Source organism: Marmoricola sp. OAE513 (assembly GCF_040546585.1).
Taxonomy (GTDB): Bacteria; Actinomycetota; Actinomycetes; order Propionibacteriales; family Nocardioidaceae; genus Marmoricola.
In genome coordinates, this window is sequence record NZ_JBEPOC010000001.1 from 3530621 (window position 1) to 3553507 (window position 22887).

Annotated in this window: 25 protein-coding genes; 14 read left to right on the top strand and 11 right to left on the bottom strand. The window is 69.7% G+C overall.

Annotated features, from left to right (window positions below; genetic code table 11):
* Positions 1–7 precede the first annotated feature (7 nt).
* The 5 genes from ABIE44_RS17640 (at position 8) to ABIE44_RS17660 (ending at position 4810) form a co-directional block, all read left to right on the top strand.
* Positions 8–1198: an ArsA family ATPase gene (locus ABIE44_RS17640; protein WP_209714502.1), complete on the top strand. Its 1191-nt coding sequence runs from the start codon at positions 8–10 to the stop codon at positions 1196–1198.
* Positions 1195–1611 carry a hypothetical protein gene (locus tag ABIE44_RS17645; RefSeq protein ID WP_209714501.1) on the top strand — a complete coding sequence of 139 codons (417 nt, stop codon included), beginning with the start codon at positions 1195–1197 and terminating at the stop codon, positions 1609–1611. Before ABIE44_RS17640 ends, ABIE44_RS17645 begins: the two co-directional genes overlap by 4 nt.
* Before the next feature lie 69 nt (positions 1612–1680).
* Positions 1681–2553 carry an ROK family glucokinase gene (locus ABIE44_RS17650; RefSeq protein ID WP_354438408.1) on the top strand — a complete coding sequence of 291 codons (873 nt, stop codon included), beginning with the start codon at positions 1681–1683 and terminating at the stop codon, positions 2551–2553.
* A 95-nt stretch (positions 2554–2648) separates the two neighbouring features.
* Complete coding sequence (locus tag ABIE44_RS17655; protein WP_209714497.1) at positions 2649–3101, top strand: TadE/TadG family type IV pilus assembly protein; 453 nt, start codon at positions 2649–2651, stop codon at positions 3099–3101.
* A complete protein-coding gene (locus ABIE44_RS17660) occupies positions 3101–4810 on the top strand; it encodes a TadE/TadG family type IV pilus assembly protein (protein ID WP_209714495.1) in 1710 nt (569 codons plus the stop codon). Before ABIE44_RS17655 ends, ABIE44_RS17660 begins: the two co-directional genes overlap by 1 nt.
* A 42-nt stretch (positions 4811–4852) precedes the next feature.
* Here the strand turns inward: ABIE44_RS17660 and ABIE44_RS17665 are convergent, their stop codons facing one another.
* Together ABIE44_RS17665 and ABIE44_RS17670 are read right to left on the bottom strand one after the other, a co-directional pair.
* Positions 4853–5257, bottom strand: coding sequence for a hypothetical protein (locus ABIE44_RS17665; protein WP_209714493.1), 405 nt, complete (start codon positions 5255–5257; stop codon positions 4853–4855).
* Entirely contained in the window at positions 5254–6045 is a 792-nt protein-coding gene (locus ABIE44_RS17670) for an alpha/beta hydrolase (protein ID WP_209714491.1), read from the bottom strand. The genes ABIE44_RS17665 and ABIE44_RS17670 overlap by 4 nt, the downstream gene beginning before the upstream one ends.
* 128 nt (positions 6046–6173) lie before the next feature.
* On the opposite strand from ABIE44_RS17670, the gene ABIE44_RS17675 reads away from it, so the two are divergent.
* The 3 genes from ABIE44_RS17675 to ABIE44_RS17685 all read left to right on the top strand — a co-directional run bounded on the left by ABIE44_RS17675 (position 6174) and on the right by ABIE44_RS17685 (position 7918).
* Positions 6174–6971 (top strand): lysophospholipid acyltransferase family protein, encoded by a 798-nt coding sequence (locus ABIE44_RS17675; protein ID WP_209714489.1) that lies wholly within the window; start codon positions 6174–6176, stop codon positions 6969–6971.
* Between the two features lie 12 nt (positions 6972–6983).
* Positions 6984–7508: a flavin reductase family protein gene (locus tag ABIE44_RS17680; protein WP_209714487.1), complete on the top strand. Its 525-nt coding sequence runs from the start codon at positions 6984–6986 to the stop codon at positions 7506–7508.
* 101 nt (positions 7509–7609) lie between these two features.
* Complete coding sequence (locus ABIE44_RS17685; RefSeq protein WP_209714485.1) at positions 7610–7918, top strand: helix-turn-helix domain-containing protein; 309 nt, start codon at positions 7610–7612, stop codon at positions 7916–7918.
* A gap of 6 nt (positions 7919–7924) precedes the next feature.
* Here the strand turns inward: ABIE44_RS17685 and ABIE44_RS17690 are convergent, their stop codons facing one another.
* Together ABIE44_RS17690 and ABIE44_RS17695 are read right to left on the bottom strand one after the other, a co-directional pair.
* Entirely contained in the window at positions 7925–8809 is an 885-nt protein-coding gene (locus ABIE44_RS17690; protein WP_209714483.1) for a matrixin family metalloprotease, read from the bottom strand.
* Positions 8810–8869: 60 nt separating this feature from the next.
* Positions 8870–10276: a WS/DGAT/MGAT family O-acyltransferase gene (locus ABIE44_RS17695; RefSeq protein WP_209714481.1), complete on the bottom strand. Its 1407-nt coding sequence runs from the start codon at positions 10274–10276 to the stop codon at positions 8870–8872.
* Between the two features lie 93 nt (positions 10277–10369).
* Between ABIE44_RS17695 and ABIE44_RS17700 the strand changes: the two genes are divergently transcribed.
* The 3 genes from ABIE44_RS17700 to ABIE44_RS17710 are packed head-to-tail and all read left to right on the top strand — an operon-like array spanning position 10370 to position 12972.
* Entirely contained in the window at positions 10370–11872 is a 1503-nt protein-coding gene (locus ABIE44_RS17700; RefSeq protein WP_209714480.1) for an aldehyde dehydrogenase family protein, read from the top strand.
* Positions 11856–12467, top strand: a complete 612-nt coding sequence (locus ABIE44_RS17705) for an FUSC family protein (protein ID WP_354438261.1) — start codon at positions 11856–11858, stop codon at positions 12465–12467. Before ABIE44_RS17700 ends, ABIE44_RS17705 begins: the two co-directional genes overlap by 17 nt.
* Entirely contained in the window at positions 12349–12972 is a 624-nt protein-coding gene (locus ABIE44_RS17710; RefSeq protein WP_354438262.1) for a hypothetical protein, read from the top strand. Before ABIE44_RS17705 ends, ABIE44_RS17710 begins: the two co-directional genes overlap by 119 nt.
* Positions 12973–13035: 63 nt before the next feature.
* Here ABIE44_RS17710 and ABIE44_RS17715 read toward each other — a convergent pair whose 3' ends face one another.
* A complete protein-coding gene (locus ABIE44_RS17715; protein WP_209714478.1) occupies positions 13036–14148 on the bottom strand; it encodes a glutamate--cysteine ligase in 1113 nt (370 codons plus the stop codon).
* A gap of 33 nt (positions 14149–14181) precedes the next feature.
* On the opposite strand from ABIE44_RS17715, the gene ABIE44_RS17720 reads away from it, so the two are divergent.
* Entirely contained in the window at positions 14182–14868 is a 687-nt protein-coding gene (locus tag ABIE44_RS17720) for a VOC family protein (protein WP_209714476.1), read from the top strand.
* A gap of 53 nt (positions 14869–14921) precedes the next feature.
* Here ABIE44_RS17720 and ABIE44_RS17725 read toward each other — a convergent pair whose 3' ends face one another.
* The 3 genes from ABIE44_RS17725 to ABIE44_RS17735 all read right to left on the bottom strand — a co-directional run bounded on the left by ABIE44_RS17725 (position 14922) and on the right by ABIE44_RS17735 (position 17993).
* Positions 14922–15455, bottom strand: coding sequence for a DUF402 domain-containing protein (locus ABIE44_RS17725; RefSeq protein ID WP_209714474.1), 534 nt, complete (start codon positions 15453–15455; stop codon positions 14922–14924).
* 181 nt (positions 15456–15636) lie between these two features.
* Complete coding sequence (locus ABIE44_RS17730; protein WP_209714472.1) at positions 15637–16470, bottom strand: SDR family NAD(P)-dependent oxidoreductase; 834 nt, start codon at positions 16468–16470, stop codon at positions 15637–15639.
* On the bottom strand, positions 16467–17993 hold the full coding sequence (locus tag ABIE44_RS17735; RefSeq protein WP_209714470.1) for a flavin-containing monooxygenase: 1527 nt from the start codon (positions 17991–17993) through the stop codon (positions 16467–16469). Before ABIE44_RS17735 ends, ABIE44_RS17730 begins: the two co-directional genes overlap by 4 nt.
* 71 nt (positions 17994–18064) lie before the next feature.
* On the opposite strand from ABIE44_RS17735, the gene ABIE44_RS17740 reads away from it, so the two are divergent.
* Positions 18065–18679, top strand: a complete 615-nt coding sequence (locus tag ABIE44_RS17740) for a TetR/AcrR family transcriptional regulator (protein WP_209714468.1) — start codon at positions 18065–18067, stop codon at positions 18677–18679.
* 114 nt (positions 18680–18793) lie between these two features.
* Here the strand turns inward: ABIE44_RS17740 and ABIE44_RS17745 are convergent, their stop codons facing one another.
* From ABIE44_RS17745 to ABIE44_RS17755, 3 genes are all read right to left on the bottom strand, one after another.
* Entirely contained in the window at positions 18794–19963 is a 1170-nt protein-coding gene (locus ABIE44_RS17745) for a nucleotide sugar dehydrogenase (protein WP_209714466.1), read from the bottom strand.
* A gap of 61 nt (positions 19964–20024) precedes the next feature.
* Positions 20025–21482 (bottom strand): sensor histidine kinase, encoded by a 1458-nt coding sequence (locus ABIE44_RS17750; protein WP_209714464.1) that lies wholly within the window; start codon positions 21480–21482, stop codon positions 20025–20027.
* A gap of 10 nt (positions 21483–21492) precedes the next feature.
* The gene (locus ABIE44_RS17755; RefSeq protein ID WP_354438263.1) at positions 21493–22221 is read right to left on the bottom strand and encodes a response regulator transcription factor; all 729 of its coding nucleotides are present in this window, start codon (positions 22219–22221) and stop codon (positions 21493–21495) included.
* A gap of 128 nt (positions 22222–22349) precedes the next feature.
* On the opposite strand from ABIE44_RS17755, the gene ABIE44_RS17760 reads away from it, so the two are divergent.
* Positions 22350–22835: a hypothetical protein gene (locus tag ABIE44_RS17760; RefSeq protein WP_209714462.1), complete on the top strand. Its 486-nt coding sequence runs from the start codon at positions 22350–22352 to the stop codon at positions 22833–22835.
* Positions 22836–22887: the final 52 nt, after the last annotated feature.

A 22887-nucleotide genomic window follows, 5' to 3' on the forward strand; every position in this document is an offset into this window, starting at 1 on the left:
CGGCTGCATGAGCGTCCGGATCATCCTGTTCACCGGCAAGGGCGGCGTCGGCAAGACCACGTCCGCGGCCGGTACGGCGACGCTCGCGGCCCTCGGTGGTGCCCGTACCCTGGTGCTCTCCACGGACGCCGCGCACTCGCTCGGTGACGCCTTCGGCGAGACCATCGGCCGTGAGCCGACCCCGGTGGCACCGAACCTCTGGGTGCACCAGGTCGACGCGCAGCGCCGGTTCGAGAAGTCCTGGGGCGACATCCAGGGCTACCTGCTCTCCGTGCTCGACGCGGCCGGGGTCGATCCGATCACCGCGGAGGAGCTGACCGTCATCCCCGGTGCCGAGGAGGTGCTGGCGCTGCTGGAGCTGCGGCAGCACGCGCTCTCCGGAGACTGGGACGTGATCATCGTCGACTGCGCCCCGACGGCCGAGACGCTCCGGCTGCTCGCGCTGCCCGAGGCGCTCGGTTGGTACATGTCGCGGATGTTCGGGGTGCAGCGACGGGTGATGCGGGCCCTGCGCCCCGTTCTCACCCGCGCGGCCGGCGTACCGATGCCGGGGGACTCCGTCTTCGACGCGATCGAGCGGCTGCACAGCGATCTCGACGAGGTCCAGCAGATCCTCAGCGACAAGCACGCCAGCGTGCGGCTGGTGCTGACGCCCGAGGCCGTCGTGGTCGCCGAGGCGCGGCGCTCGCTGACCACGCTCTCGCTCTACGGCTACCGGGTCGACGGCGTCATCGCCAACCGGGTCTTCCCGGCGGACGGTGCCGACCCGTGGCGCGACGCGTGGGTCGAGGCGCAGGCAGGCGTGCTGGCCGAGGTGCGGCAGTCGTTCGTCGACCTCCCGATCTACACCTCGTCGTACCAGCCCGGCGAGCCGATGGGCGTGGACGCGCTCGCGACCTTCGCCGAGGCCGCGTACGACGGGGCCGACCCCCTCGCCATTCCGAGCGGCGACGGCCCGATGACGATCACCCGGACCGAGACCGGGGCGGTGCTGCGAATTGCTCTCCCGTTCGCGGCCAAGGAAGATGTCGACCTGGCCCGTCACGGCGACGAGCTGGTGGTGACGGTCGGTTCGTACCGGCGCCTGCTGGCTCTGCCGGCGGCCCTGGCGCGGCACACTGTCACCGGTGCCCGCGTCGAGGCGGGCTCCCTGCAGGTGAAGTTCCGTACCGAGACCGACGACGAGGAGTCACGATGAGCGACGATTTCGACGCCGGTCGTGGTGCTCCCGGGCCGGGCGGGTCCGAGGACGTCGGCAGTGTCGGGGAGGAGGCGGCGAAGCTGTTCGCCGCTCTCTCGGGCTGGGCCAAGGACCAGGGCACGGACTACGCCGGTACGGCGGCAGGTGCCGCTGGCGCGATGTCCGAGGCGTTGAACAACGTCAACGAGCACATCGCCACCGGGGGAGCCGACTGCAAGTACTGCCCCGTCTGCCAGGTCATCTCCGTGGTGCGGTCGACCAGTCCGGAGGTCAAGGCCCACCTCACCCTGGCCGCCAGCTCGCTGATGCAGGCCGCGGCCGGCGTACTCGCCACCCAGGTCCCGGGCGACGCGAAGAGCTCGCCGGTCGAGAAGATCAACCTGGACGAGAGCACCTGGGACGAGTCGTGAGCGTGACTGTCGGGATCGACGTGGGGTGGCACCAAGATCGGAGCGGGTGTCGTCGCCGAGGACGGGACCCTGGTCACCAGCTCGCGCAGCGAGTCGCCGGCCGAGGACCCGAAGGCCATCGCCCGGGAGATCGCGACCCTGGTCGCGGGCTTCCGCGCCGACCACGACGTCACCGCGGTCGGGGTCGCCGCAGCCGGTTGGATCGACCTGGAGCGCACCGAGGTGATGTTCGCGCCGAACCTCGCCTGGCGCGACGAACCGTTGCGCGACCTGGTCGCCGAGCAGGTCGGCCTGCCGACAGTGATCGAGAACGACGCCAACGCGGCCGCGTGGGCCGAGTACCGCTTCGGGGCCGGCCAGGGCGCCCGGGCCCTCCTGATGGCCACCGTCGGCACGGGTATCGGGGGCGGGCTCGTGCTGGGCGGCGAGGTGTTCCGCGGCGGATTCGGTGTGGGCGCCGAGATCGGGCACATCCGGATGGTGCCGCAAGGACGCCCGTGCGCGTGCGGCCGGTTCGGGTGCTGGGAGGCCTACGGCTCGGGCACCGGCCTGACCGTCCGGGCGCGCGAGCTCGCGTCCGCGGACCCGGGCAGTGCCGGCGTGCTGCTCGCCCTGGCCGAGGACGATCCGGAGAAGATCACCGGTCCGATGGTGTCGGCCGCGGCGGAGGGCGGCGACCCGGTGGCCCTGCAGAGCTTCGCCGAGCTCGCCGACTGGATCGGCGAGGGCCTGGCCAGCCTGACTGCGATCATCGACCCCGACGTGATCGTCGTCGGCGGGGGAGTCAGCGAGTCCGCAGCGCTGGACCTGGACCGGGTGGTCGCGGCCTTCGAGAACGCCGAGAGCGGGTTCGGGCACCGCCCGGCGCCGCGGATCGCGCGCGCCGTGCTCGGCAACGACGCCGGCCTCATCGGCGCAGCGGACCTCGCACGTCAGGGCTGATTCCGCCCTCGCCAGATTGGTGATTTCGTACGAAAAGTCCGTTTCGCCCCATTTCCTTGCTACGCTAGGTGGCGTCCCAGGGAGGGGGCTGTGTGATGCCACACGGAAGTGAGAAGCAGCGCCGAAGTCGCGACCAGCGCGGCTCGGCCGCGTTGGAGTTCGCCCTGATCGTGCCGATCCTGGTCATGGTCGTGTTCGGGATCGTCGACTTCGGGTGGGCGATCAACCGGGACACCGCCGTCAACAACGCTGCGCGCGAAGGCGCTCGCGAGGGGTCCCTGAACCCCGACTCCGCCTCCGTCGTCGCGGTCGTGCGTCGCAGCCTCTCGGCCGTCGAGCCGGTGGGCACCACGCCCTCCAAGATCGCCGTGAGCGTGACCTGCCGCAAGCCCGACAACTCGGTGTGCACCAACTTCGCCACCGACGCCGTCTCGGGCGGAACGGTCGTAGTGAAGGTGACGCTGTCGCACTCCTGGATCACCCCGGTGGGAAGCACCTTCGGCAACGGGATCCTGCTGTCGAAGACGGTCGAGATGAGGATCGAATGATGACTCGGCGCCGAGACGAGAGCGGGGCGGTCGCCCTGATGTTCGGCCTGCTCGCCCTGGTGCTGATGGGGGTTGCCGCGCTGGGTGTCGACTTCGCCTCGCAGGTCAACCAGCGGCAGAAGCTGCAGGACGCCATGGATGCCGGCGCCCAGGCCGGCGCGTTTCCGCTGCCGACCGACGGCACGAAGTCGAAGGTCGACGCGCTCTCGTTCGCCCGCGCCGCGGACGCGACCGCGACCCCGGACGTCGACTACTTCTGCGTGGTGGCGTCGATGAAGAGTGGTGCGCTCTGGGTGCTGGACGCCAGCCAGATCCCGAGCGTGTGCAACCCGGCCTCCGCCAAGGTCGGCAGCACCTACACCGGCCTCAAGTGCGGCCCGACGATCTGCTCCATCCCGTGCAAACCCGCCTCCGGTGACCAGTGCAACACCATCAGGCTGGTCGACGAGAAGGACGTCCCGTTCACCTTCGCGCGCGCTCTCGGCATCGCCAAGGGCGGTACGGGCGCGACCCAGTCGGTGGCCTGCAAGGGCTCGTGCGGCACGGTGCCGCCGAACCCGATGGACGTCGCGGTCGTCGCCGACCGCACCACCAGCATGACGAGCACGGACGTGACGGCGATGGTCAACGGCATCAAGGGCATGCTCAAGGTGATGACGCCCTCGCAGCAGTACGTCTCGCTCGGAACGATCGGACGGTCCAGCTCCTCGGCGCCGTCGTCGTGCAAGACCAGCCCGAGCACGAGCCTGACCTCGGGGCCGTGGATGCCGACCGCCTTCACCAACGGATACCTCAACGCCGCTGGGACCGACCTGAACACCTCGAACCAGCTGGTCAAGGACATCAGCTGCCTCGGCTTCTCCAACACCGGTACGTCGCTGTCGGCTCCGTTCAAGGGTGCTGCGCGCTACCTGCTCGGGTCTGCCGTGGGTGCGTCGAACAACCTGTCCTCGCTGCCGGCCCGCAACACCGGGACGCCGCAGAAGGTGCTCATCTTCGAGACCGACGGCCAGCCGAACGAGAACGCGGCGACCGGGGGTTCGGCCTCGCTGTCCACCAGCAGCGACCTGTTCTCCAACACCGACGACTACAGCACCTCCACCGCGACGACCGGACCGGTCGCGGTGCCGGTCACGGTCACGACGACGTCGGGATACGGAGCCGCACAGATCACCATCAACACGACCACGACGTACAACACCACGACCGTGACGACCACCAACACCTACAACGGTGGCCAGAACGCGTGCAACAACCTCAAGCTGCTGGCGGCGAACGCGAAGGCGGCCGGCATCCTCGTGGTGACCATCGCCTTCAACATCGCCGGCAAGGCCTGCGACGACTACAACCCGACCCCGCCGGCTCCCACGTCGACGACGTCCGACGGCCCGATCACCGTGCTGAGCAACGTCCTGGTCGGCAAGGTCCGCACGATCCAGCAACGCGTGAACCGCACCGTTAACAAGCTGGTCTGGTCGGCACCGTCGGGAGCCAACGTGTCGAGCGTGCTGGCGGACGTCGCCTCACCGACCTCCACCGGAGCGCCGAGCACGAACAACAGCGACTGCGGGACCACCGCCGGTCGCACCGCGGAGAACACCGACGGCGACTACTTCTTCTGCGCGGCCTCCGGCACCGACATGGCACCGATCTTCAAGACGGCGCTGTCGCAGGCCGGGTCGGGCATCAAGCTGATCCGGCTCCCCTGATCATCGAGCCTGCCGCGATGGGGTGACGTGCGCGCAACGCCCTCAAAGCACCGCGCCGTCGTCCCAGCCGGAGTCGGGGTCGCGGGGGCCGTTCATGGTGGCCACCAGGTAGCCGAAGCCACCGACGAACCACGCGATCATGAGCAGACCGGTGGGTGAGGGCGGGGACCAGTGCGCGATCACCATGACCAGCATCAGAGCCGGGATCCCGAACAGGCCGAACCAGGCGAGGGCGCGCACGCCCCGCGGTCGCGGAACGGGTGGCGGTTCCGGCGGGACGAAGCGACCCTCGTCCTCCCAGGCGGCCGCGTCCAGCTCGTGCGGGACCTCGGGCGCGGGCCGCGCGGGGACAGGCTCCTGCTCGGGTACGACGTCGGGGAACTCGGGGCGGTCGCCGTAGGAGTCGACGATGTCGCGCCACAGGGCATCCTCGTCGGGACGGCTCACGGCGCTGTCTTCCGGACTGGCGCCTGCGCCGTCACGCGGCGTACGAAGTCGGCGGTCCCGGCGAAGATCAGCGGGGCGTCGTTGTCGAGCGTCGCCACGTGGTAGCTCTCGGTCAGCACCCGTTCCTCGGCGTCGGCCGAGGAGATCCCGTCCAGGATGATCCGGGCCGAGGACGGGTCGACGACGTGGTCGTCGGCCGCTCGGAAGAGCAGCACCGGCGCGGTCACCTTGGGCAGGTCGGCGCGGATGCCCTTCCAGGCCTCCAGCATCGAGGCCAGCGGCTTGAGGGGGGTCTTGGGGTAGGCGTGCTCGGAGACGCCTTCCTTCTTGATGTCGTTGCCGATCGCGGGGAACGCCTTCACCAGGTGCTTCATCACCGGGAGGAGCAGCAGCTGCTTGTTCGTGCTCGCGACGGCGGGGTTCACCATCACCAGCCCCGCTACCTCGCCGGCCCGTCGCTCGGCCAGGGTCAGCGTCAGGCAGGCGCCCATGGACAGGCCTCCGACGACGACCGCGTCGGTGCGGGCCCGGAGGGTCTCGAACTCCTGCTCGATCGCGGCGTAGTAGTCGTCGTAGCGGGTGGGGACCATGTCCTGCCAGGCGGTGCCGTGGCCCGGGAGGCGGGGGACCGCGACGGCGAAGCCCTGGTCGGCGAGATACCTGCCCCACGGCACGACCGAGGCCGGCGAACCGGTGAAGCCGTGGCTGAGCAGGACGCCGATCCGGCGTCCGGACGCGTCCGGGGTGCCGTCGCTGTAGAACGTCTCGGCGTGCGCGGCGACTGGCACCGGGTTCCTCCCTGGATGTGTTCACGGGTTGTTCGACGGCAGGCAGCGCTGGGCGCCCGGTCGTTCGTGGACCATCGTTTCATGCTGCCCCAGGACGGGCTAGGGTTCTGCTGACGAGGAGGTGTGGGTTGTTCTACTGGTTCCTGAAATGGATCGCGCTCGGTCCACTGCTTCGCGTGGTCTTCCGGCCGCAGACCGAGGGCGCCGAGAACATCCCCGCCGAGGGTCCGGTGATCCTCGCCAGCAACCACCTCTCGTACGCCGACTGGCTGTTCATGCCTCTCACGCTCTCGCGCCGCGTGACCTTCGTGGCCAAGGCCGAGTACTTCAACACCCCGGGCATCAAGGGCTGGTTCCAGAAGCAGTTCTTCTCCGGAGCGGGCCAGGTTCCGATCGACCGGTCCGGTGCGTCGGCCGCCGAGGGCGCACTCAGCTCCGCCAAGCGGATCCTCGCCGACGGAGACATGTTCGGGATCTTCCCCGAAGGCACCCGCTCCCACGACGGTCGGCTCTACCGCGGCAAGACCGGCGTCGCCCGGCTCGCGCTGGAGACCGGCGTCCCGGTGATCCCGGTCGCCGTCGTCGGTACCGACGCGATCGCGCCCCCGGGCAAGAAGTTCGGCTCGATCACGCGCCCCGTGGTGCGCTTCGGCAAGCCGCTCGACTTCGAGCGCTACGAGGGCATGGAGAACGACCGCTACATCCTGCGGTCGGTCACCGACGAGATCATGTACGAGATCATGCGCCTCTCCGGCCAGGAGTACGTCGACCTGTACGCCGGTCGCGCCAAGGAGGAGCAGAAGAAGGCGGCCGAGGCCGCCAAGGCTGCCGAGCGCGCCGCGGCCGCCGAGCTGGCCGCCGCTGCGCAGGCGGCGACCGCTGGTGCCGAGAAGGCCGACGGCGCCTCGGAGCCCAAGGCCTCCTGAACGCTTCCTGCCGTGACGATCCACGACACGTTCCCGTTCGCCGAGCCTGCCGATGTGGTGCGGCGCTTCCGCGGGCGCCTCGGCGGTGCGGTCTCGTTGTGGACCGCAGGTGCGGAGGGTTCCCGCGCCGGTCTCACGGTGTCCTCGCTGGTGGTGGCGAACGGAGATCCTGCGCACCTGCTCGGGCTGCTGGACCCCGATGCCGACCTCACCGAGGCCCTGAGGAGCACCGGCGTCGCCGTGGTCCAGCTGCTCGGGGCCCACGACCGTGGCGTCGCCGAAGCGTTCGGAGGAAGTGAGCCGTCGCCCGGGGGACCGTTCCGCTCCGCGGTGGACTGGGTCCAGGGCGACCACGGCCCGGTGCTCGGCGGTAGGACCCACGCGCTGGTCCGGCTGGAGTCGCTGCGCGAGGTCGGTTGGTCCGTGCTGGCCGACGTCGTCGTGGAGGGCGTCCACGTCGCCGAGGACGACGCCGGTCTGGAGCACCGCAGGGGCAGGTACAGGTCTGTCGGTGGTCTAGGGAAAGATCGGTCCTGAGCAGAAACCTGGCTCCGATGGCTCAGAACTGGCCGGGAAGAACCGACCTACCGGTAGCGTTGCACCTGCAAGACCCAGCAGGACGGAAGGAGATCGCAGAGATGGTGCTGTTCCGCCGACAACTCGGTGACGTGCTCCGCGGCGAGCGGATGCGTCGTGGCATGACTCTGCGCGAGCTCTCCTCCGAGGCCCGGATCTCCCTCGGCTACATCTCCGAGATCGAGCGCGGCCAGAAGGAAGCGTCCTCGGAGCTGCTCGCGTCGTTGTGCGACGCTCTCGAGATCCCGCTGTCGAGCGTCCTGCGCGAGGTCAGCGACACGGTTGCCGTCGAGGAGGCCCGGCTCGTCGCCGAGGCCGCCGTCGAGCGGGTCCCGGTGCGTGCGGGCGACGTCGTCGCCTCTGCTGCCTGACCCAGGTCAGACGCAGGGGCCCTTGCCGGCGAGCCGCAGGCCCTCGCGATCGCCCTTGCCCAGCGTCTGCGTTCCCACCGCGGGGTACATCACGTCGCTGCTCGAGCCCGAGTGGTCGAGCCCGAGCGCGTGCCCGAACTCGTGCAGCACCACGGTGAGGTTGTGCGCGCGGTCCTGTCGGGTGGCGTACTCGCGGTCGAGCGCGACGGTGCCGGCGTACAGGTAGGTGGTGCCGCTGGGGGTGGTCTCGCTGTAGGGCGCGGCTACCCCGACCGCTTCGCCCTTGAAGGCGGCGATCGCCTCGCCGGTCTGCCAGGAGACGCTGATCGGGTCGTCGTGCAGGACCGGCGCAGCCTCGAAATTCCAACCGGGGGCGTGACCGCCGAAGACGCCGGTGACGACGATGTCGAGACCGGTGGCGTTGCGCAGGATCTTCACGGCCTCGCGCACGATGCTCTCGGCATCCTTCGGTCCGCCGGCGGGGTAGATCGCGATCGGGATCGCGCGGCACGAGCTGCGGGTCACGGGTCGACCCTCGAGGCTCTGCAGGAACGCGTAGCCCGGTCCGTCCTCCGCCTCCGACCCGGCTCCCTGCAGGACCACGGCCAGGAGGAGCGCGCCGAGTGCCAGGCTCCAGCCGATGGCCCGGCCCTTCCTCGAGGCGGGTCGCTCTTTCGCGCGCTCCCGCGCAGGGTCGGGCGGGAGCGCGAACGACGGCTCGCCGACGTACTCGACCGTGCCGCCCTGCTCGACGAGGTCGCGGGCGTCGTCCGGCACCTGCACCCAGGGGCCTGCTGACTGCTCGCGTTCCCGCAACCCGCGCAGGATGCGCTCGTACTCGATCTCGGTGACACCGAGATCGGCAGCAGAAGGAAGGTCGGGGCGCTCCATGACGGGAGCGATCCTATTTGTCCTTTTTAGGCCGTGAGGTGAAACGCTGATCTGGGGCGGTCAGGAGACGCCGGTGGCGTTCTCGAGCTCGGTCAGCTCGGCGTCCAGGTGCACCAGCAGGCGCTGCAGGTGCGGCACCGTGCGGCGGCACCCGGTCAGTCCGAAGCCCATGTCGTCGGCGTAGCTGTTGCAGGTGATGTTCAACGCCATGCCCTGCATCGGGATCGAGACCGGGTAGGTGCCGGTGAGCTTGGCCCCGTTGAGGTACTGCGTCGAGCGCGGTCCCGGGACGTTGGAGATGATCACGTTGAACGGCGGTCGCACGATGCCGTTGAGCCGCAGCATGGGGATCGCCAGGGACGGTGCCATCCCGAGCGCGCTCATCGCGACGATCTGGTTCGGCGTCATCGACTCCAGGGCCTCCTTGCCGGCGACCATCGATCCGTGGATCGCGGCCAGCCGGTCAGCGGGGTCGGCCAGGTCGGTGCCCAGCTTCACCATCACCGAACCGACGGCGTTGCCCCCGCCCCCGGACTCCGACTCCGCCTTCCGCGACTTCAGGCCGACCGGCACCATCGAGACCAGCGACTCGACCGGCAACCGGTTGACCTCGCGCAGGTAGTTGCGCAGCGCACCGCCGCACATCGCCAGGACCACGTCGTTCAGGGTCGTGCGGCTCGCCTTGGAGATCGCCCGGATCCTCTCGAGCGGCCAGTCGTCGGCAGCGAACCGGCGCGAGCCGGTGATGTTGACGTTGAACATCGACTTCGGTGCGTGGAACGAGAACGCGGACGCCTCGTTCCGCACGCCCTTGTTGAGCGTGCGCACCAGGGCGGCAGGCAGGCCGGCCGCGTCGGCGGTGATCCCGAAGGCCGAGCGCAGTGCGTCCATCGGGATCTCGGTGAGCGGACGTTCGGTCGCCTCGCGGACCTTCTTGCTGCGGGTGTTGGCCCGGGCCTCGAACGGCAGGCCCATGCCACGCTTGTCGGGGTCCGAGGTGAGCACGCTCTGCATCAGCTTCATCGCGGAGATGCCGTCGACCAGCGAGTGGTGGAGCTTGGTGTACATCGCGACCCGGCCGTCGGCGAGCCCCTCGATGATGTGCGCCTCCCACAGCGGACGTTCCCGGGCCAGGCGCTGGCCGTGGAGCCGGGAGACGAGCTCGAGCAGCTCGCGGATCCGGCCCGGCTCGGGCAGCGCGCTGTGCCGCACGTGGTACTCGATGTCGAACTGCTCGTCGTCGGTCCAGGCCCACTGGCCCAGGCTGCTCAGCGAGCGGGTCGGCCGCTTGCGGAACAGCGGGGCGACCTCCTCGGTGTCGAGCGCAGCCTCGTAGGTCTCGCGCGCGAAGTGAGGTCCGGCGTCCGGCGGGAGCTCGAAGAGCTGCAGTCCGGCGACGTGCATCGGCTGGTTCCGGTTCTCGGCGAGCAGGAAGCCGAGCGAGGTCGGGTCGATGGTGGTGGGCACGCTGTGATCCTTGCGGCTAGTGGGGCGTTTGGGAAGGCCGACATCCGACCCTGGTAGGTGCCCTTCGGGCGTATCCCGGAGTATGTTCTGATCATGACGATCACCGAACCGACCGGCACCCGCACCGCTGCGACCTTCGACTCGCTCGACCCGCGCACGGGAGCCGTGGTGGCGACCCACCCGATCGCGAGCGAGGCCGACGTCCAGGCTGCGGTCGAGCGTGCCCGGAAGGCGGCGACCTGGTGGTCCGGCCTCAGCTTCGCCGATCGAAAGACCCGTCTGAACGCCTGGAAGAGCCTCATCACGAACCGCATCGACGAGCTCGCCGCGGTGATGCAGGCCGAGACCGGCAAGCCCCAGGGTGACGCGATGCTCGAGTGCGCCCTGGCGATCGATCACCTCGCGTGGGCCGCCGGGCACGCCAAGAAGGTGCTCGGTCGGCACAAGGTGCCCAGCGGCCTGGTGATGGCCAACCAGAAGGCCACCGTCGAGTACGCCCCGCTCGGCGTCATCGGTGTGATCGGTCCGTGGAACTACCCGGTCTTCACGCCGATGGGTTCGATCGCCTACGCGCTCGCCGCCGGGAACGCCGTCGTGTTCAAGCCGAGCGAGTACACCCCGGGCGTCGGTGCGTGGTTGGAGAAGACCGCCAACGAGGTCTTCGAGCAGCCGGTGTTCCAGGTCGTCACCGGCTTGGGTGAGACCGGCGCCGCACTGTGCCGCTCGGGCGTCAACAAGGTCGCGTTCACGGGCTCGACCGCGACCGGCAAGCGGGTGATGGCGGCCTGCTCGGAGTCGCTGACCCCGGTGCTCATCGAGGCGGGCGGCAAGGACGCTCTGATCGTCGACGTCGACGCTGACATCGAGGCCGCTGTCGACGGGGCCGTGTGGGGCGCGAACGCGAATGCCGGCCAGACCTGTGCCGGCGTGGAGCGTGTCTACGTGCACGAGAAGGTCTACGACGAGTTCCTCGAGCAGGTCGTCGCCCGCACCAAGGAGGTGCACGCGAACAACGACGCGGACGCCAAGATCGGGCCGATCACGATGCCGAGCCAGCTGAACATCATCAAGCGGCACATCGACGACGCCCTCGCCTCGGGCGGCAAGGCCGTCCTCGGAGGACCGGAATCGGTCGGTGACCGCTTCGTGCAGCCGGTGATCCTCGTCGACGTACCGGAGACCTCGGCGGCGGTGACCGAGGAGACCTTCGGCCCGACGATGACGGTCACCAAGGTGAAGAGCATGGACGAGGCGGTCGCGCTGACCAACGCGTCCAAGTACGCGCTCGGCTCCTCGGTGTTCAGCAAGCGCAACGGCATGCAGATCGCGGAGAAGCTGCGCGTCGGCATGACCGCGATCAACGGCGTGATCACCTTCGCCGGTGTCCCGTCGCTGCCGTTCGGTGGGGTCGGCGACTCGGGCTTCGGTCGGATCCACGGTCCCGACGGGCTCAAGGAGTTCACCTACGCGCACGCGATCACCCGGCAGCGTATGAAGCCGCTGATCGCGCTGACCACGTTCCAGCGGACCGAGAAGGCCGAGGAGCAGCTCGGCAAGATGATCGCCATGCTGCACGGCCGTGGTGGGAAGAAGTAGCGCCCACCCCGCTCTCGACCACGCGCTGACCCGCGGCCGGCTCTCGGCCCGGGCCCGCGTGGCCCGTCTGCGCTCGAAGTCCTGGCAGGTCGGCCAGTGCGCGATCGCGGCCGGGGTCGCCTGGTTCGTCGCGGCCGACCTGGTCGGTCACACCCAGCCGTTCTTCGCGCCGATCGCCGCGGTCGTCAGCCTCGGTACGTCGTACGGGCAGCGGTTGCGGCGGGTCGCCGAGGTGACCCTCGGCGTCGCCATCGGGGTGTTCCTCGGCGACGCCCTGACGCACCTGCTCGGTTCGGGCGGCTGGCAGATCGCCTTGATCGTGAGCCTGGCGATGGTCTCGGCTCTGCTGCTGGACGCCGGTGCGATCTTCGTGACCCAGGCAGCCGTCCAGGCGATCGTGGTGAGCACGCTGGTCCCGGACCCGGGCCAGGCGTTCCTGCGCTGGAGCGACGCCCTGATCGGGAGGGGTGGCCCTGGTGGCCGCGACCGTCGTGCCGCGGGCGCCGCTGCGGCGGCCACGGGAACAGGCCTCGGTCGTCGTCCGCAAGATCTCCGGGCTGCTGCGCGACTCGGCCGACCGGATCGAGGACGGTGACGTCGATCGGGCGATGGACACGCTCGCCGACGCGCGCTCCACCGACGCGCTGATCGCGGAGCTGCGCGCTGCGGCCGACGAGGGCCTCTCGGTGCTCGCCTCCTCACCGTTCCGCTGGCGTCACCGCGACGGCGTACGCCGGATGGTCGACCTGGTCGAGCCGCTGGACTTCGCGCTGCGCAACACCCGGGTCGTCGCCCGCCGTGTCGCCGTCGCCTGCTACCGGCACGAGCCCATCCCGCAGGGCTACGCGGTGTTCCTGCGTGACCTGGCCGGTGCGACCGACGCCCTGGCCGGCGAGCTCAGGGCGAACCGGATGGCGGTCAGCATGCAGGAGCCGCTGATCGCGCTCGGCCGGCACAGCTCGGAGCTCGAGCGCACCGCGGTGCTGTCGGCCGAGGTGGTGCTGGCCAGCGTGCGGTCGATGATCGCGGACCTGCTGGCGGTCAGCGGGATGGATCCGCTCGAGGCGACCGACCAGATCCCGCCGATCGCCGGTGGTTGAGCATGCTTCCGGTGGTTGAGCCTCCCGGTGGTTGGGCCTCCGGGTGGTTGAGCCTGACGAAACCTACAGCTCGCGGACGATCGACTCGACCACGGCGAGCAGGTCCCCGCCGGTCGCCTCGGCCACCGCGCGCTGCCGCTGGTACGACGCCCCGAGCCGGGTGATCTCGTTGACCAGCACGAGGTCCTCGGCGCACCCGAGGCGCTCGGCCACCGGCTCGAGCCGGAGCAGGAGGTCGGCGAGGTCATCGCGCAGCAGCCGCTCGTTGGAGGCGGCGTCCAGGATGATCCAGGCATCCAGGCCGTAGCGTGCCGCGCGCCACTTGTTCTCCTGGACGTGCCACGGGGGCATCGTCGGCAGCTTCTCGCCGGCATCGAGCCGTTCGGACAGGTCGACGACCAGGCAGTGGGTGAGGGCGACCAGTGCGCGCATCTCCCACAGCGTGGAGACGCCGTCGCAGATCCGGACCTCCACGGTGCCGGTCCGTGGCGCGGGGCGGACGTCCCAGCGGATCTCGTCGACCTCGTCGATGACGCCCGTGGTGAGCAGGTCCTCGGCGTACGCCTCGAACTCCGGCCAGGTGTCGAACTGGAACGGCAACCCCGCGGTCGGCAGCTGCTGGAACATCATCGCCCGGTTGCTGGCGTAGCCGGTGTCGTGGCCTGCCCAGACGGGCGAGGAGGCGGAGAGCGCCTGCAGGTGCGGGTACCAGTTCAGCAAGGACGACACGATCGGCATGACCTGGTCCGGGCGGACGCCGACGTGGACGTGCACGCCCCAGATGAGCATCTGCTGACCCCACCACTGGGTGCGCGCCATCAGCTCCTCGTAGCGCTTGCCCGGGGTGATCAGCTGGTCCGACCAGGCGGCGAACGGGTGGGTGCCGGCGCTGAACAGGTCGACGCCCAGCTCGGTGGCGGCCGGCACGACCTTGGCGAGCAGGTCGACCAGCTCGGCGATCGCCTGGTCGGTGTTCTCGCAGATGCCGGTGACCAGCTCGACGGTGTTGAGCAGCAGCTCCTTGTGCAGCTGGGGCTGCGGCCCGTGCTTGGCGGTGACGAGGTCGAAGAGCTCGGAGGCGGCATTCACCAGGTCGCGGGTGGTGTGGTCGACGAGCGCGAACTCCCACTCGACCCCGAGCGTCGGCCGCGGCGAGCCGCTGAAGTCGATGACCACACGAGAATGCTCCCACGTGGAACCATGAGATGCGTGACGACAGACTGGATCACCGCGTTCCTCGACGTCCCCGCGTCGCGCCACGACGTGGCCGCCTCGTTCTGGTGCGGCGTGACCGGCGCGACGATGTCGCGCGCCAGGGGAGCCGACGAGGAGTTCTCCACCTTCCTGCCGCCGGACGGAGCGGCGTACCTGCGGTTGCAGCGCATCGCCTCCGGGCCCGCGGGCGTGCACGTGGACCTGCACGCGGCCGACGGCACGTGGGTCCCGGGCCGGTCGCCCGCGGGTCTGCCGTTCTGCCTCAACGAGGGCGAGACGGAGACCCGTCCGCTCCCGCGGATCTGGGCCTCGGGGCACACCAGCCTGGTCGACCAGGTGACGATCGACATCCCGGCGCCGGCGTACGACGAGGAGTGCGCGTTCTGGGCCGAGCAGACCGGCTGGGAGCTGCGCGACGGGTCACGTCCGGAGTTCCGCTACCTGGTGCGACCCGACGCGATGCCGTTGCGGATCCTGCTCCAGCGGCTCGACGAGAGCGAGGGACCCGCGCGGGCCCACCTCGACATCGCCACCAGCGACCGGGCCGCGGAGACCGAGCGGCACCGCACCCTCGGCGCGCGGGTGGAGACCACCCGCCACCACTGGACGGTGCTGCGCGACCCCGCCGGCGCGCTCTACTGCATCACCGACCGCGACCCGTACACGGGCCAGCTGGGATAGTCCCCACCTGAGGACACCATTCCGAGAGCGCGCGTGGTGCTCCCCGGTGGGGACTACCCGAGCTTCGAGCGCAGCCGGGCGAGCCAGCCCAGTGCGACCCCGTCGAACGCTCCGCTGCGCGCGGTGAGCTCCGCGAAGACCTCGGCGCAGCTGGCCTCGGCGCCTGCGACGACGTCGGCGGGGTAGCCGTAGCGCACCTGGTGCTCGGCGAACTCGTCCTCGTCGTCGACCCAGACCTCACCGTCGACACCGCGGATGACGTCGAGGTCCAGGTCGACGCAGGTCACGGTGGTCTCGTCGTCGGCCCAGACGCAGGGGGTGGTCATGTCGACGTACACGTCCATCGGGCGCTCGGCGTCGTCGCCGTAGATCGTCGCGACCCACCAGGCGTCGTGGGGGAGCAGCACGACGTGGTCCGCGGTGGCGGTGAAGCCCTTGTCGGGCTTGGAGAGCCAGGTGCCCTTCGGCACGCCGACCCAGTGCCCGTGCGCGTCCACCCCCAGCCGGATCGCGTCGAACTCCCAGTGCGGGCTGTCGGGCCACTTCCGGGTCAGGACGCGCACGGTGCGCAGCTCAGAGGCACTCACGGTCGGAGCCTAGTGCGCCGACCCGGCACCGATGTGCCTCCGAACCGTGCCGACCCGGCAGCGATGTGCCTTCCAACCGCGCCGACCTGGCACCAATGTGCCTTCCAACCGCGCCGACCTGGCACCAATGTGTGCACATCGCTGCCAGGTCGGCGTTCAGGGCTGGCACATCCCTGCCAGGTCAGCGCTTCTTCTTGGGGACGACGCGCGGGCTGCCCCAGGCCACGAAGTCCTGGTAGCGCGAGCCGGCGAGCTTCGCGGCGTGGTGGATGATGTGCGCGTCGATGCCGACGAGCACGCGCGCCTGCTTCTTCTTGGTGCCGTCGAGAATGATCCTCGCGGCCTTCTCTGCGGTCATCCGGGCGAGCTTCTTGTCGAAGAGCTCGTCGAGCTTCGCGCCGTCCTGGCTGGCGGTCTTGCGGCCGTTGCGGGAGATGCCGGTCTTGATGCCGCCCGGGTGCACGCAGGTCACCGAGACGTTGTGCTTGTTGATCAGCATCTCCTCGCGGAGCGCCTCGGTGAAGCCGCGCACGGCGTACTTGGTGGCGTTGTAGGCGGTCTGGCCGGGCATGGAGATCAGACCGAAGAGGCTGGAGATGTTCACCAGCGCGCCGTCGCCCGAGGCGATCAGGTGCGGCAGGAACTCCTTGGTGCCGTTGACGACGCCGTTGAAGTTGACCCCGACGATCCAGTCGAAGTCCTCGTACGACATCTCCTCGAAGTCGCCCGTGACGGTGACGCCGGCGTTGTTGACCACGACGTTCACGCGCCCGAACTGCTCGGCGACCGCCGTGGCCCAGGTGCCCATCGCGGCGCGGTCGGAGACGTCGATGACGTCGCTGCGGACCTCGGCGCCGATCTCCTTGACCAGGTCGACGGTCTCGGCGAGCGACTCGGCGTTCCAGTCGGAGATGGCGAGCAGTGCCCCCTCGCGGGCGGCGTACAGAGCCATCTCGCGACCCATGCCTCCGCCGGCACCGGTGATGACGACGACCTTGTCCTCGAAAGACTTCATAATGCGACCTTCTCCTCGGTGCTGTGGGTGGGGGCGGTGGACCGGGCGGTCACCACGTACTTGTCGATGTCGAACTCGCGGAGCAGCTGCCGGAACGCGAACGTGGTCCGCGGCCAGAGCGTGGTGTTGCGGCCGTGCTCGTCGAGGTACCAGCTCGCGCAGCCGCCGGTGCTCCACACCGTGGTCTGCATCCGGCGGTGCAGGTCCTCGGACCACTCCGTCTGTGCCTCGACGGTGGGCTCGAGCGAGGAGATCTGGCCGGCGCCCATCTGCTGGAGGGCCGAGACGATGTAGTTCACCTGGCTCTCGATCATGAACACCATGCTCGAGTGGCCGAGGCCCACGTTCGCGCCGACGATCTGGAACAGGTTCGGGAAGCCCGAGGTGGTGGTGCCCTTGTACTGCGCCATCCCGCCGACGGACCACACGTCGGCCAGGGTGCGGCCGTCGCGGCCCTTGATGTGGTGCGCGATCGGCTGGTCGGTCGTGTGGAACCCGGTGGCCACGATGAGGACGTCGACGTCACGGGACACGCCGTCGCGCGTGACCACACCGGTCGGGGTGATCTCGGCGATGCCGTCGGTGATCACCTCGACGTTGTCCTGGGCAAGTGCCGGGTAGTACGTGTTCGAGATCAGGATCCGCTTGCAGCCGATCGCGAAGTCGGGGGTGACCTTCGCCTGCAGGTCGGGGTCGCTGATGCCCTTCTTGATGTTGCCGAGCGCCATCGTCTTCGCGAGGGTGAGGATCTTCGGTGCGCGGACGAAGCCCGGCACGTAGGTCTCGCGACCCCAGTAGATCGCGGTCCGGTAGAGCTTCTGCAGGCCCGGGACCAGCTTGAAGCCGAGGCGCTCGATGCCGGTGTACGCGCGGTCGTGGCGCGGCATCACCCAGGGAGCCGTGCGCTGGTAGACGTCGAGGTGGCCGACGGTCTTGGCGATCTCCGGGATCACCTGGATCGCGGAGGCGCCGGTGCCGATGATCGCCACGCGCTTCCCGGTCAGGTCGGTGTCGTGGTCCCAGCGGGCGGTGTGGAAGATCTGGCCACCGAAGTCGTCGATGCCCTTGATGTCGGGGTTCTTCGGCTCCGAGAGGCCGCCCGCACCGCTGATCAGCACGTCGGTGATGACGGTGCCGGCGCTGGTGACCACGGTCCAGGCCTGGTCGGTCTCGTCCCAGGCGGCGTCCTGCACCGTCACGCCGAAGCGGAAGCGGTCCAGCACGCCGGACTTCTGGGCGACGTCCTGCAGGTAGGCGTGAATCTCGGGCTGAGGGGAGAACGAGCGCGACCAGTTCGGGTTCGGGGCGAAGGAGAACGAGTACAGCTGGCTCGGTACGTCGCAGGCGGCACCGGGGTAGGTGTTGTCGCGCCAGGTGCCGCCGACGCTCTCTCCCTTGTCGATGACCAGGAAGTCGGCGTGGCCGGCCTCCTCGAGCTTGATGGCCGCTCCGAGTCCGGCGAAGCCGGCGCCGATCACCAGGACGCGGACGCGCTCGGGGAGAGTGGAGGTCTGGGTTGTCATGCTGAAGATCCTAAACCCTGTTGAACGAACGTCAATAGCGTTATTGACTGATGTTCAGTAATGTAGCCCACATGACGGCCAGCAGCGGATCGAGGAGCGGGCGACTTCGGATGTCCCCGGAGAGCCGACGCGAGCAGCTGCTCGAGCTCGGCACCCGCTTGCTCTCCACCCGCACCCTGGAGGAGATCTCCATCGAGGTGCTCGCCGAGGAGGCGGGGATCTCGCGCGGCTTGCTCTACCACTACTTCGGCAACAAGCAGGAGTTCCACGTCGCCGTCGTCCGGCGGGCCGTGGAGGACCTGGTCGCGATCACCGCGCCCCGCGACATCGACGACCCGCTGGAGCAGCTCGCGGTCTCGATCGGCGCGTACGTCGACTACGTCGCGGAGAACTTCACCGGCTACGTCTCGCTGGTCCGCGCTGCTTCCGGTGGCAACGAGGAGCTCCGTGCGCTCTACGAGGAGGGCCGTCGCGCCCTGACCGACCGGATCTTCGAGGTCACCGGTCCCGAGGGGCTGGCGGCGCTCGGGCTGTCGGACTCGCCGACGATGAGGATGCTCGTGAACGGGTGGGCGGCCATGCTCGAGGTCGTCATCATCGACTGGGTCACCGACCCGCGCGGCATCAGCCGCGAGGAGCTGCTGGAGCGTCTGGCGAAGGCGCTGCCGGCGATCGTGCTGGCCTGATGGAGGACGCGTCTGCGGACTCCATCGATGGTGGTTGAGCAGCGAGCGCCGAGGCGAGGAACGAGCTCGGCGACCGAGCGTGTCGAAACCTGGCGAGGTGCGTGCTGAGCTGACCTACTCGTCGTTGCCGTAGATGTCGCGCGTGTAGACCTTGTCGCCGGAGTCCGCGAGGTCCTCGGTACGACGGTTGGCGATGATCACGTCGGAGCGCTTCTTGAACTCGTCGAGGTCGGTGATGACCTCGGAGTTGAAGAACGTCTCGTCCTCGAGAGCCGGTTCGTAGATGACGACCTCGATGCCCTTGGCCTTGATCCGCTTCATCACGCCCTGGACGGCGGACTCGCGGAAGTTGTCCGACCCGGCCTTCATCGTCAGGCGGTAGATGCCGACCGTCTGCGGGTTGCGCCGCAGGACGTCGTCGGCGATGAAGTCCTTGCGGGTCGTGTTGGCGTCGACGATCGCGCTGATCAGGTTCTGCGGGACCTCGCGGTAGTTGGCCTGCAGCTGGCGGGTGTCCTTGGGGAGGCAGTAGCCGCCGTACCCGAAGGAGGGGTTGTTGTAGCCCTTGCCGACACGCGGGTCGAGGCCGACACCCTCGATGATCTGGCGGGTGTCGAGCTGGTGGCTGACCGCGTAGGTGTCCAGCTCGTTGAAGTAGGCGACCCGCAGGGCCAGGTAGGTGTTGGCGAACAGCTTGATCGCCTCGGCCTCGGTCGATCCGGTGAACAGCACCGGTACGTCCTTGCGGATCGCGCCCTCGACGAGCAGTTCGGCGAACCGGTGCGCGGGTTCGAGCTCGGAGCCCACGATGATCCGGGACGGGTGCAGGTTGTCGTAGAGCGCGTAGCCCTCACGGAGGAACTCGGGGGAGAAGATGATGGACGCCCCGGGGTGCCGCTCGCGCAGTCCGCCGGTGAAGCCGACCGGCACGGTGGACTTGATCACGACAGTCGCGTCGGGCTGGATCCGCAGGACGTCGGCCACGACGGACTCCACCGAGCTGGTGTCGAAGTAGTTGGTGCGCTCGTCGTAGTTCGTCGGCGTCGCGACCACCACGAACGTCGCGCCGGAGAAGGCCGCCTGCTGGTCGAGGGTCGCAGTCAGGTTCAGCGGCTTGGTGGCGAGGTACTCCTCGATCTCCGCGTCCACGATCGGGGACCGCTTCGCGTTGATGGTCGCGACCTTCTCGGCATCCAGGTCGAGCGCCCAGACCTCGTGGTGCTGCGCGAGGATCACCGCGTTGGACAGGCCCACGTAGCCGGTGCCGGCGATCGCGATCTTCATACGTCGGATCCTACTGGCGCGGGGAGCCGGGAATCAGCGACTTGGCGACGCCCCGGGGGGCCTAGGGCAACGCGACGGTGAAGGTTGTGCTGCCGGGTTGCGAACGCACGCTCGCGGTGCCGCCGTGCGCCTCGGTGATGGCGCTGACCAGCGACAACCCAAGGCCGGCGCCGCCCGAGGCACGGGTACGGCTGCTGTCGCCGCGGGTGAAGCGCTCGAACGCTGCCTGGCTGATGTCCTCGGGCAGCCCGGGGCCGTCGTCGTGCACGTCGATCTGCACGCCTCCGTCCTCGGCGCGCGCGACTCCGACGGTGACGGTCGTTCCGGCGGGGGTGTGGTTGCGTGCGTTGTTCAGCAGGTTGGTGACGACCTGGTGCAGCCGGGCGTCGTCCCCGGTCACGGTCACCGGCTCCTCGGGCAGGTCCAGGCGCCAGTGGTGCTCGGGCGCCAGCACGCGGGCGTCGGCGACCGCCTCGAGGAGCAGGCGGGTCAGGTCGACCTCGTCTCTGGCCAGGGGCCGCCCTGCGTCGAGACGGGCGAGCAGGAGGAGGTCCTCGACCAGGGCCGACATCCGGCCGGCCTCGGTCTCGACCTTGTTGAGGGCGGTGGACAGCACGGCCGGGTCGTCCGGCGTACGGCGGGACAGCTCGGCGTACCCGTGGATGGTGGACAACGGGGTGCGCAGCTCGTGCGAGGCGTCGGCGACGAACTGCCGGACCTGCTGCTCGCTGCGGTGACGCGCGGCCAGTGCGCTGTCGACGTGGTCGAGCAGCGTGTTGAGGGCGGAGCCGACCTGGCCCACCTCGTTGGCCGAGTCGGCGAGGCCGGCGTCGACCCGGGTGGTGATCGTGGTCTCCCCGCTGGAGAGGTCCTGGTCGGCGACCTCGCGGGCGGTGTCGGCGACGGCGCGCAGCGGCCGGAGCTGGTGCCGCACCAAGCCGGTGCCGGCCACCGCCGCGGCCACCACGCCGATCAGCGTGAGCAGTGCGAAGGTGCTGATCAGGCTGCCCAACGTCTCGTCCATGTCGTCGGTGGGCAGCCCGACGATGCGGATCTCGCCCGTGGGCGAGCGCTCGACCTGGACCCGGTAGGTCTGGCCGAGCACGTCGGTGGAGTGCGCCTTGCCGTCCTGGGGGATCTTCGCGAGGCGCTTGATCGAGGCGGAGCTCAGGGCTTTGCTGCCCTCCCGGGTGGAGATCCGACCGGCCAGGAGCGTGGTGGACCCGGTATCGTTGACGGCGGCGAACAACGTGCCGACGAACTGGAGGTTGTTGGTCCCGGCGCCGCCGATCACCGGACCGGGGACACCGCCGGGGGTGTCGTCGCCCCTGTCGCCGATCTGGAGCGAGGGGCCGGGGCCGCGCCGCATCTGGTCGCGCACCTGGTCGTCGAGGCGGTCGGTGAGGATCCCCCGCATCACCAGCGTCGCGCTGAGCGCGACCAGGACGGCGACGAACGCGACCAGGGCGACCGACGTCACCACCAGTCTGCTGGTCAGGCTGCGGGGGACCAGGGTCATCGGCGGACCTTCACTCGGCCGGCTTCAGGACGTAGCCGGCGCCGCGCATGGTGTGGATCATCGGCTCACGTCCGGCGTCGACCTTCTTGCGCAGGTAGGAGATGTACAGCTCGACCACGTTGGCCTGCCCGCCGAAATCGTAGTTCCACACGCGGTCGAGGATCTGCGCCTTCGACAGCACGCGCTTCGGGTTGCGCATCAGGTAGCGCAGCAGCTCGAACTCGGTGGCTGTCAGGGCGATCGCCGTACCGGCCCGGGCGACCTCGTGGCTGTCCTCGTTGAGGACCAGGTCGCCGACCGAGAGCACCGAGTCGGTAGCGGTCTGCTGGGCGCCGGCGCGTCGCATCAGCGCCCGCAGCCGGGCCACGACCTCCTCCAGCGAGAACGGCTTGGTCACGTAGTCGTCGCCGCCCGCCGTCAGGCCGGCAATTCGGTCCTCGACAGCGTCCTTGGCGGTCAGGAACAGCACCGGTACGTCGTTGGCGTCGGCGCGCACGCGGCGCAGCACCTCCATGCCGTCGAAGTCCGGGAGCATCATGTCCAGGACGATCGAGTCCGGGGCGAACGCGCGCGCGGCCGCCACCGCCTTGGAGCCGGACAACGCGACCTCGACCTCCCAGCCCTCGTAGCGCAGCGCCATCCGGAGGAGCTCGGCGATGTTGGCCTCGTCGTCGACGACGAGGACGCGCAGGGGGCTGCCGTCGAGGCGGGTCAGCTCGGGGCCACGTGCAGTGCTCATGGGACCACCCTGGACCGGCTGTGTCGTGATTCGCCATGGTTTGGCTGTGAGAAACCTGTGAACGAATTCCTAGGTTCTCCTGGCCGGGTCACAGCCCTCTGACAGGGAGGTCCCGGATGCTGGATCGCATGGCAGACAACGAGACACCTGACGAGACCCCGGCCGAGGTGCCCACCGACGGACCCGGGGATGCGAACGACGAACCGACCACGGTGAACGAGGCCGTGGCGGCTCCACCGACAGAACCTGCACCTGCACCTGCTCCCGCTGACCCGCGCCTGCGTGACCGGGTCTTCTCCCTCCGCGCCCTGGTGGCCGTCGGGGTGGCGACCCTGCTCCTCGGCGGGGCCGGCGGTGCCGCGATCGTGGCGGCGACCTCCGAGGACCACGGCGACGTACGTCGTGTCGGTCGGTTCGCCGACGGGCCGGGACGCGACGGGCGGTTCCCCGGTGGGCCGGGGTTCAACGGTCCGGGGTTCAACGGCCCTGGCTCCCGCGGCGGCGGCAACGACGGGCCGCTGCAACAGCGGGGTCAGGACGGCAGCCAGGGTGGCGGCCAGAGCGACCAGCAGAACGGGAACCAGAACGCCCCGGACGACGAGACCCCGGGCTGACCGCACCCGATCAGTTCCCGGCCGGAGACAGGCCCACGCCGCTATCCAGTGG

What these genes read in the sequence shown, in the direction of transcription:
- ABIE44_RS17735 (WP_209714470.1), bottom strand. Translation starts at nt 17,993, where the DNA reads ATGACAACCCAGACCTCCACTCTCCCCGAGCGCGTCCGCGTCCTGGTG.
- ABIE44_RS17760 (WP_209714462.1), top strand. Translation starts at nt 22,350, where the DNA reads ATGGCAGACAACGAGACACCTGACGAGACCCCGGCCGAGGTGCCCACC.
- ABIE44_RS17685 (WP_209714485.1), top strand. Translation starts at nt 7,610, where the DNA reads ATGGTGCTGTTCCGCCGACAACTCGGTGACGTGCTCCGCGGCGAGCGG.
- ABIE44_RS17730 (WP_209714472.1), bottom strand. Translation starts at nt 16,470, where the DNA reads ATGAAGTCTTTCGAGGACAAGGTCGTCGTCATCACCGGTGCCGGCGGA.
- ABIE44_RS17645 (WP_209714501.1), top strand. Translation starts at nt 1,195, where the DNA reads ATGAGCGACGATTTCGACGCCGGTCGTGGTGCTCCCGGGCCGGGCGGG.
- ABIE44_RS17655 (WP_209714497.1), top strand. Translation starts at nt 2,649, where the DNA reads ATGCCACACGGAAGTGAGAAGCAGCGCCGAAGTCGCGACCAGCGCGGC.
- ABIE44_RS17690 (WP_209714483.1), bottom strand. Translation starts at nt 8,809, where the DNA reads ATGGAGCGCCCCGACCTTCCTTCTGCTGCCGATCTCGGTGTCACCGAG.
- ABIE44_RS17745 (WP_209714466.1), bottom strand. Translation starts at nt 19,963, where the DNA reads ATGAAGATCGCGATCGCCGGCACCGGCTACGTGGGCCTGTCCAACGCG.
- ABIE44_RS17740 (WP_209714468.1), top strand. Translation starts at nt 18,065, where the DNA reads ATGACGGCCAGCAGCGGATCGAGGAGCGGGCGACTTCGGATGTCCCCG.
- ABIE44_RS17755 (WP_354438263.1), bottom strand. Translation starts at nt 22,221, where the DNA reads ATGAGCACTGCACGTGGCCCCGAGCTGACCCGCCTCGACGGCAGCCCC.
- ABIE44_RS17700 (WP_209714480.1), top strand. Translation starts at nt 10,370, where the DNA reads ATGACGATCACCGAACCGACCGGCACCCGCACCGCTGCGACCTTCGAC.
- ABIE44_RS17660 (WP_209714495.1), top strand. Translation starts at nt 3,101, where the DNA reads ATGACTCGGCGCCGAGACGAGAGCGGGGCGGTCGCCCTGATGTTCGGC.
- ABIE44_RS17750 (WP_209714464.1), bottom strand. Translation starts at nt 21,482, where the DNA reads ATGACCCTGGTCCCCCGCAGCCTGACCAGCAGACTGGTGGTGACGTCG.
- ABIE44_RS17640 (WP_209714502.1), top strand. Translation starts at nt 8, where the DNA reads ATGAGCGTCCGGATCATCCTGTTCACCGGCAAGGGCGGCGTCGGCAAG.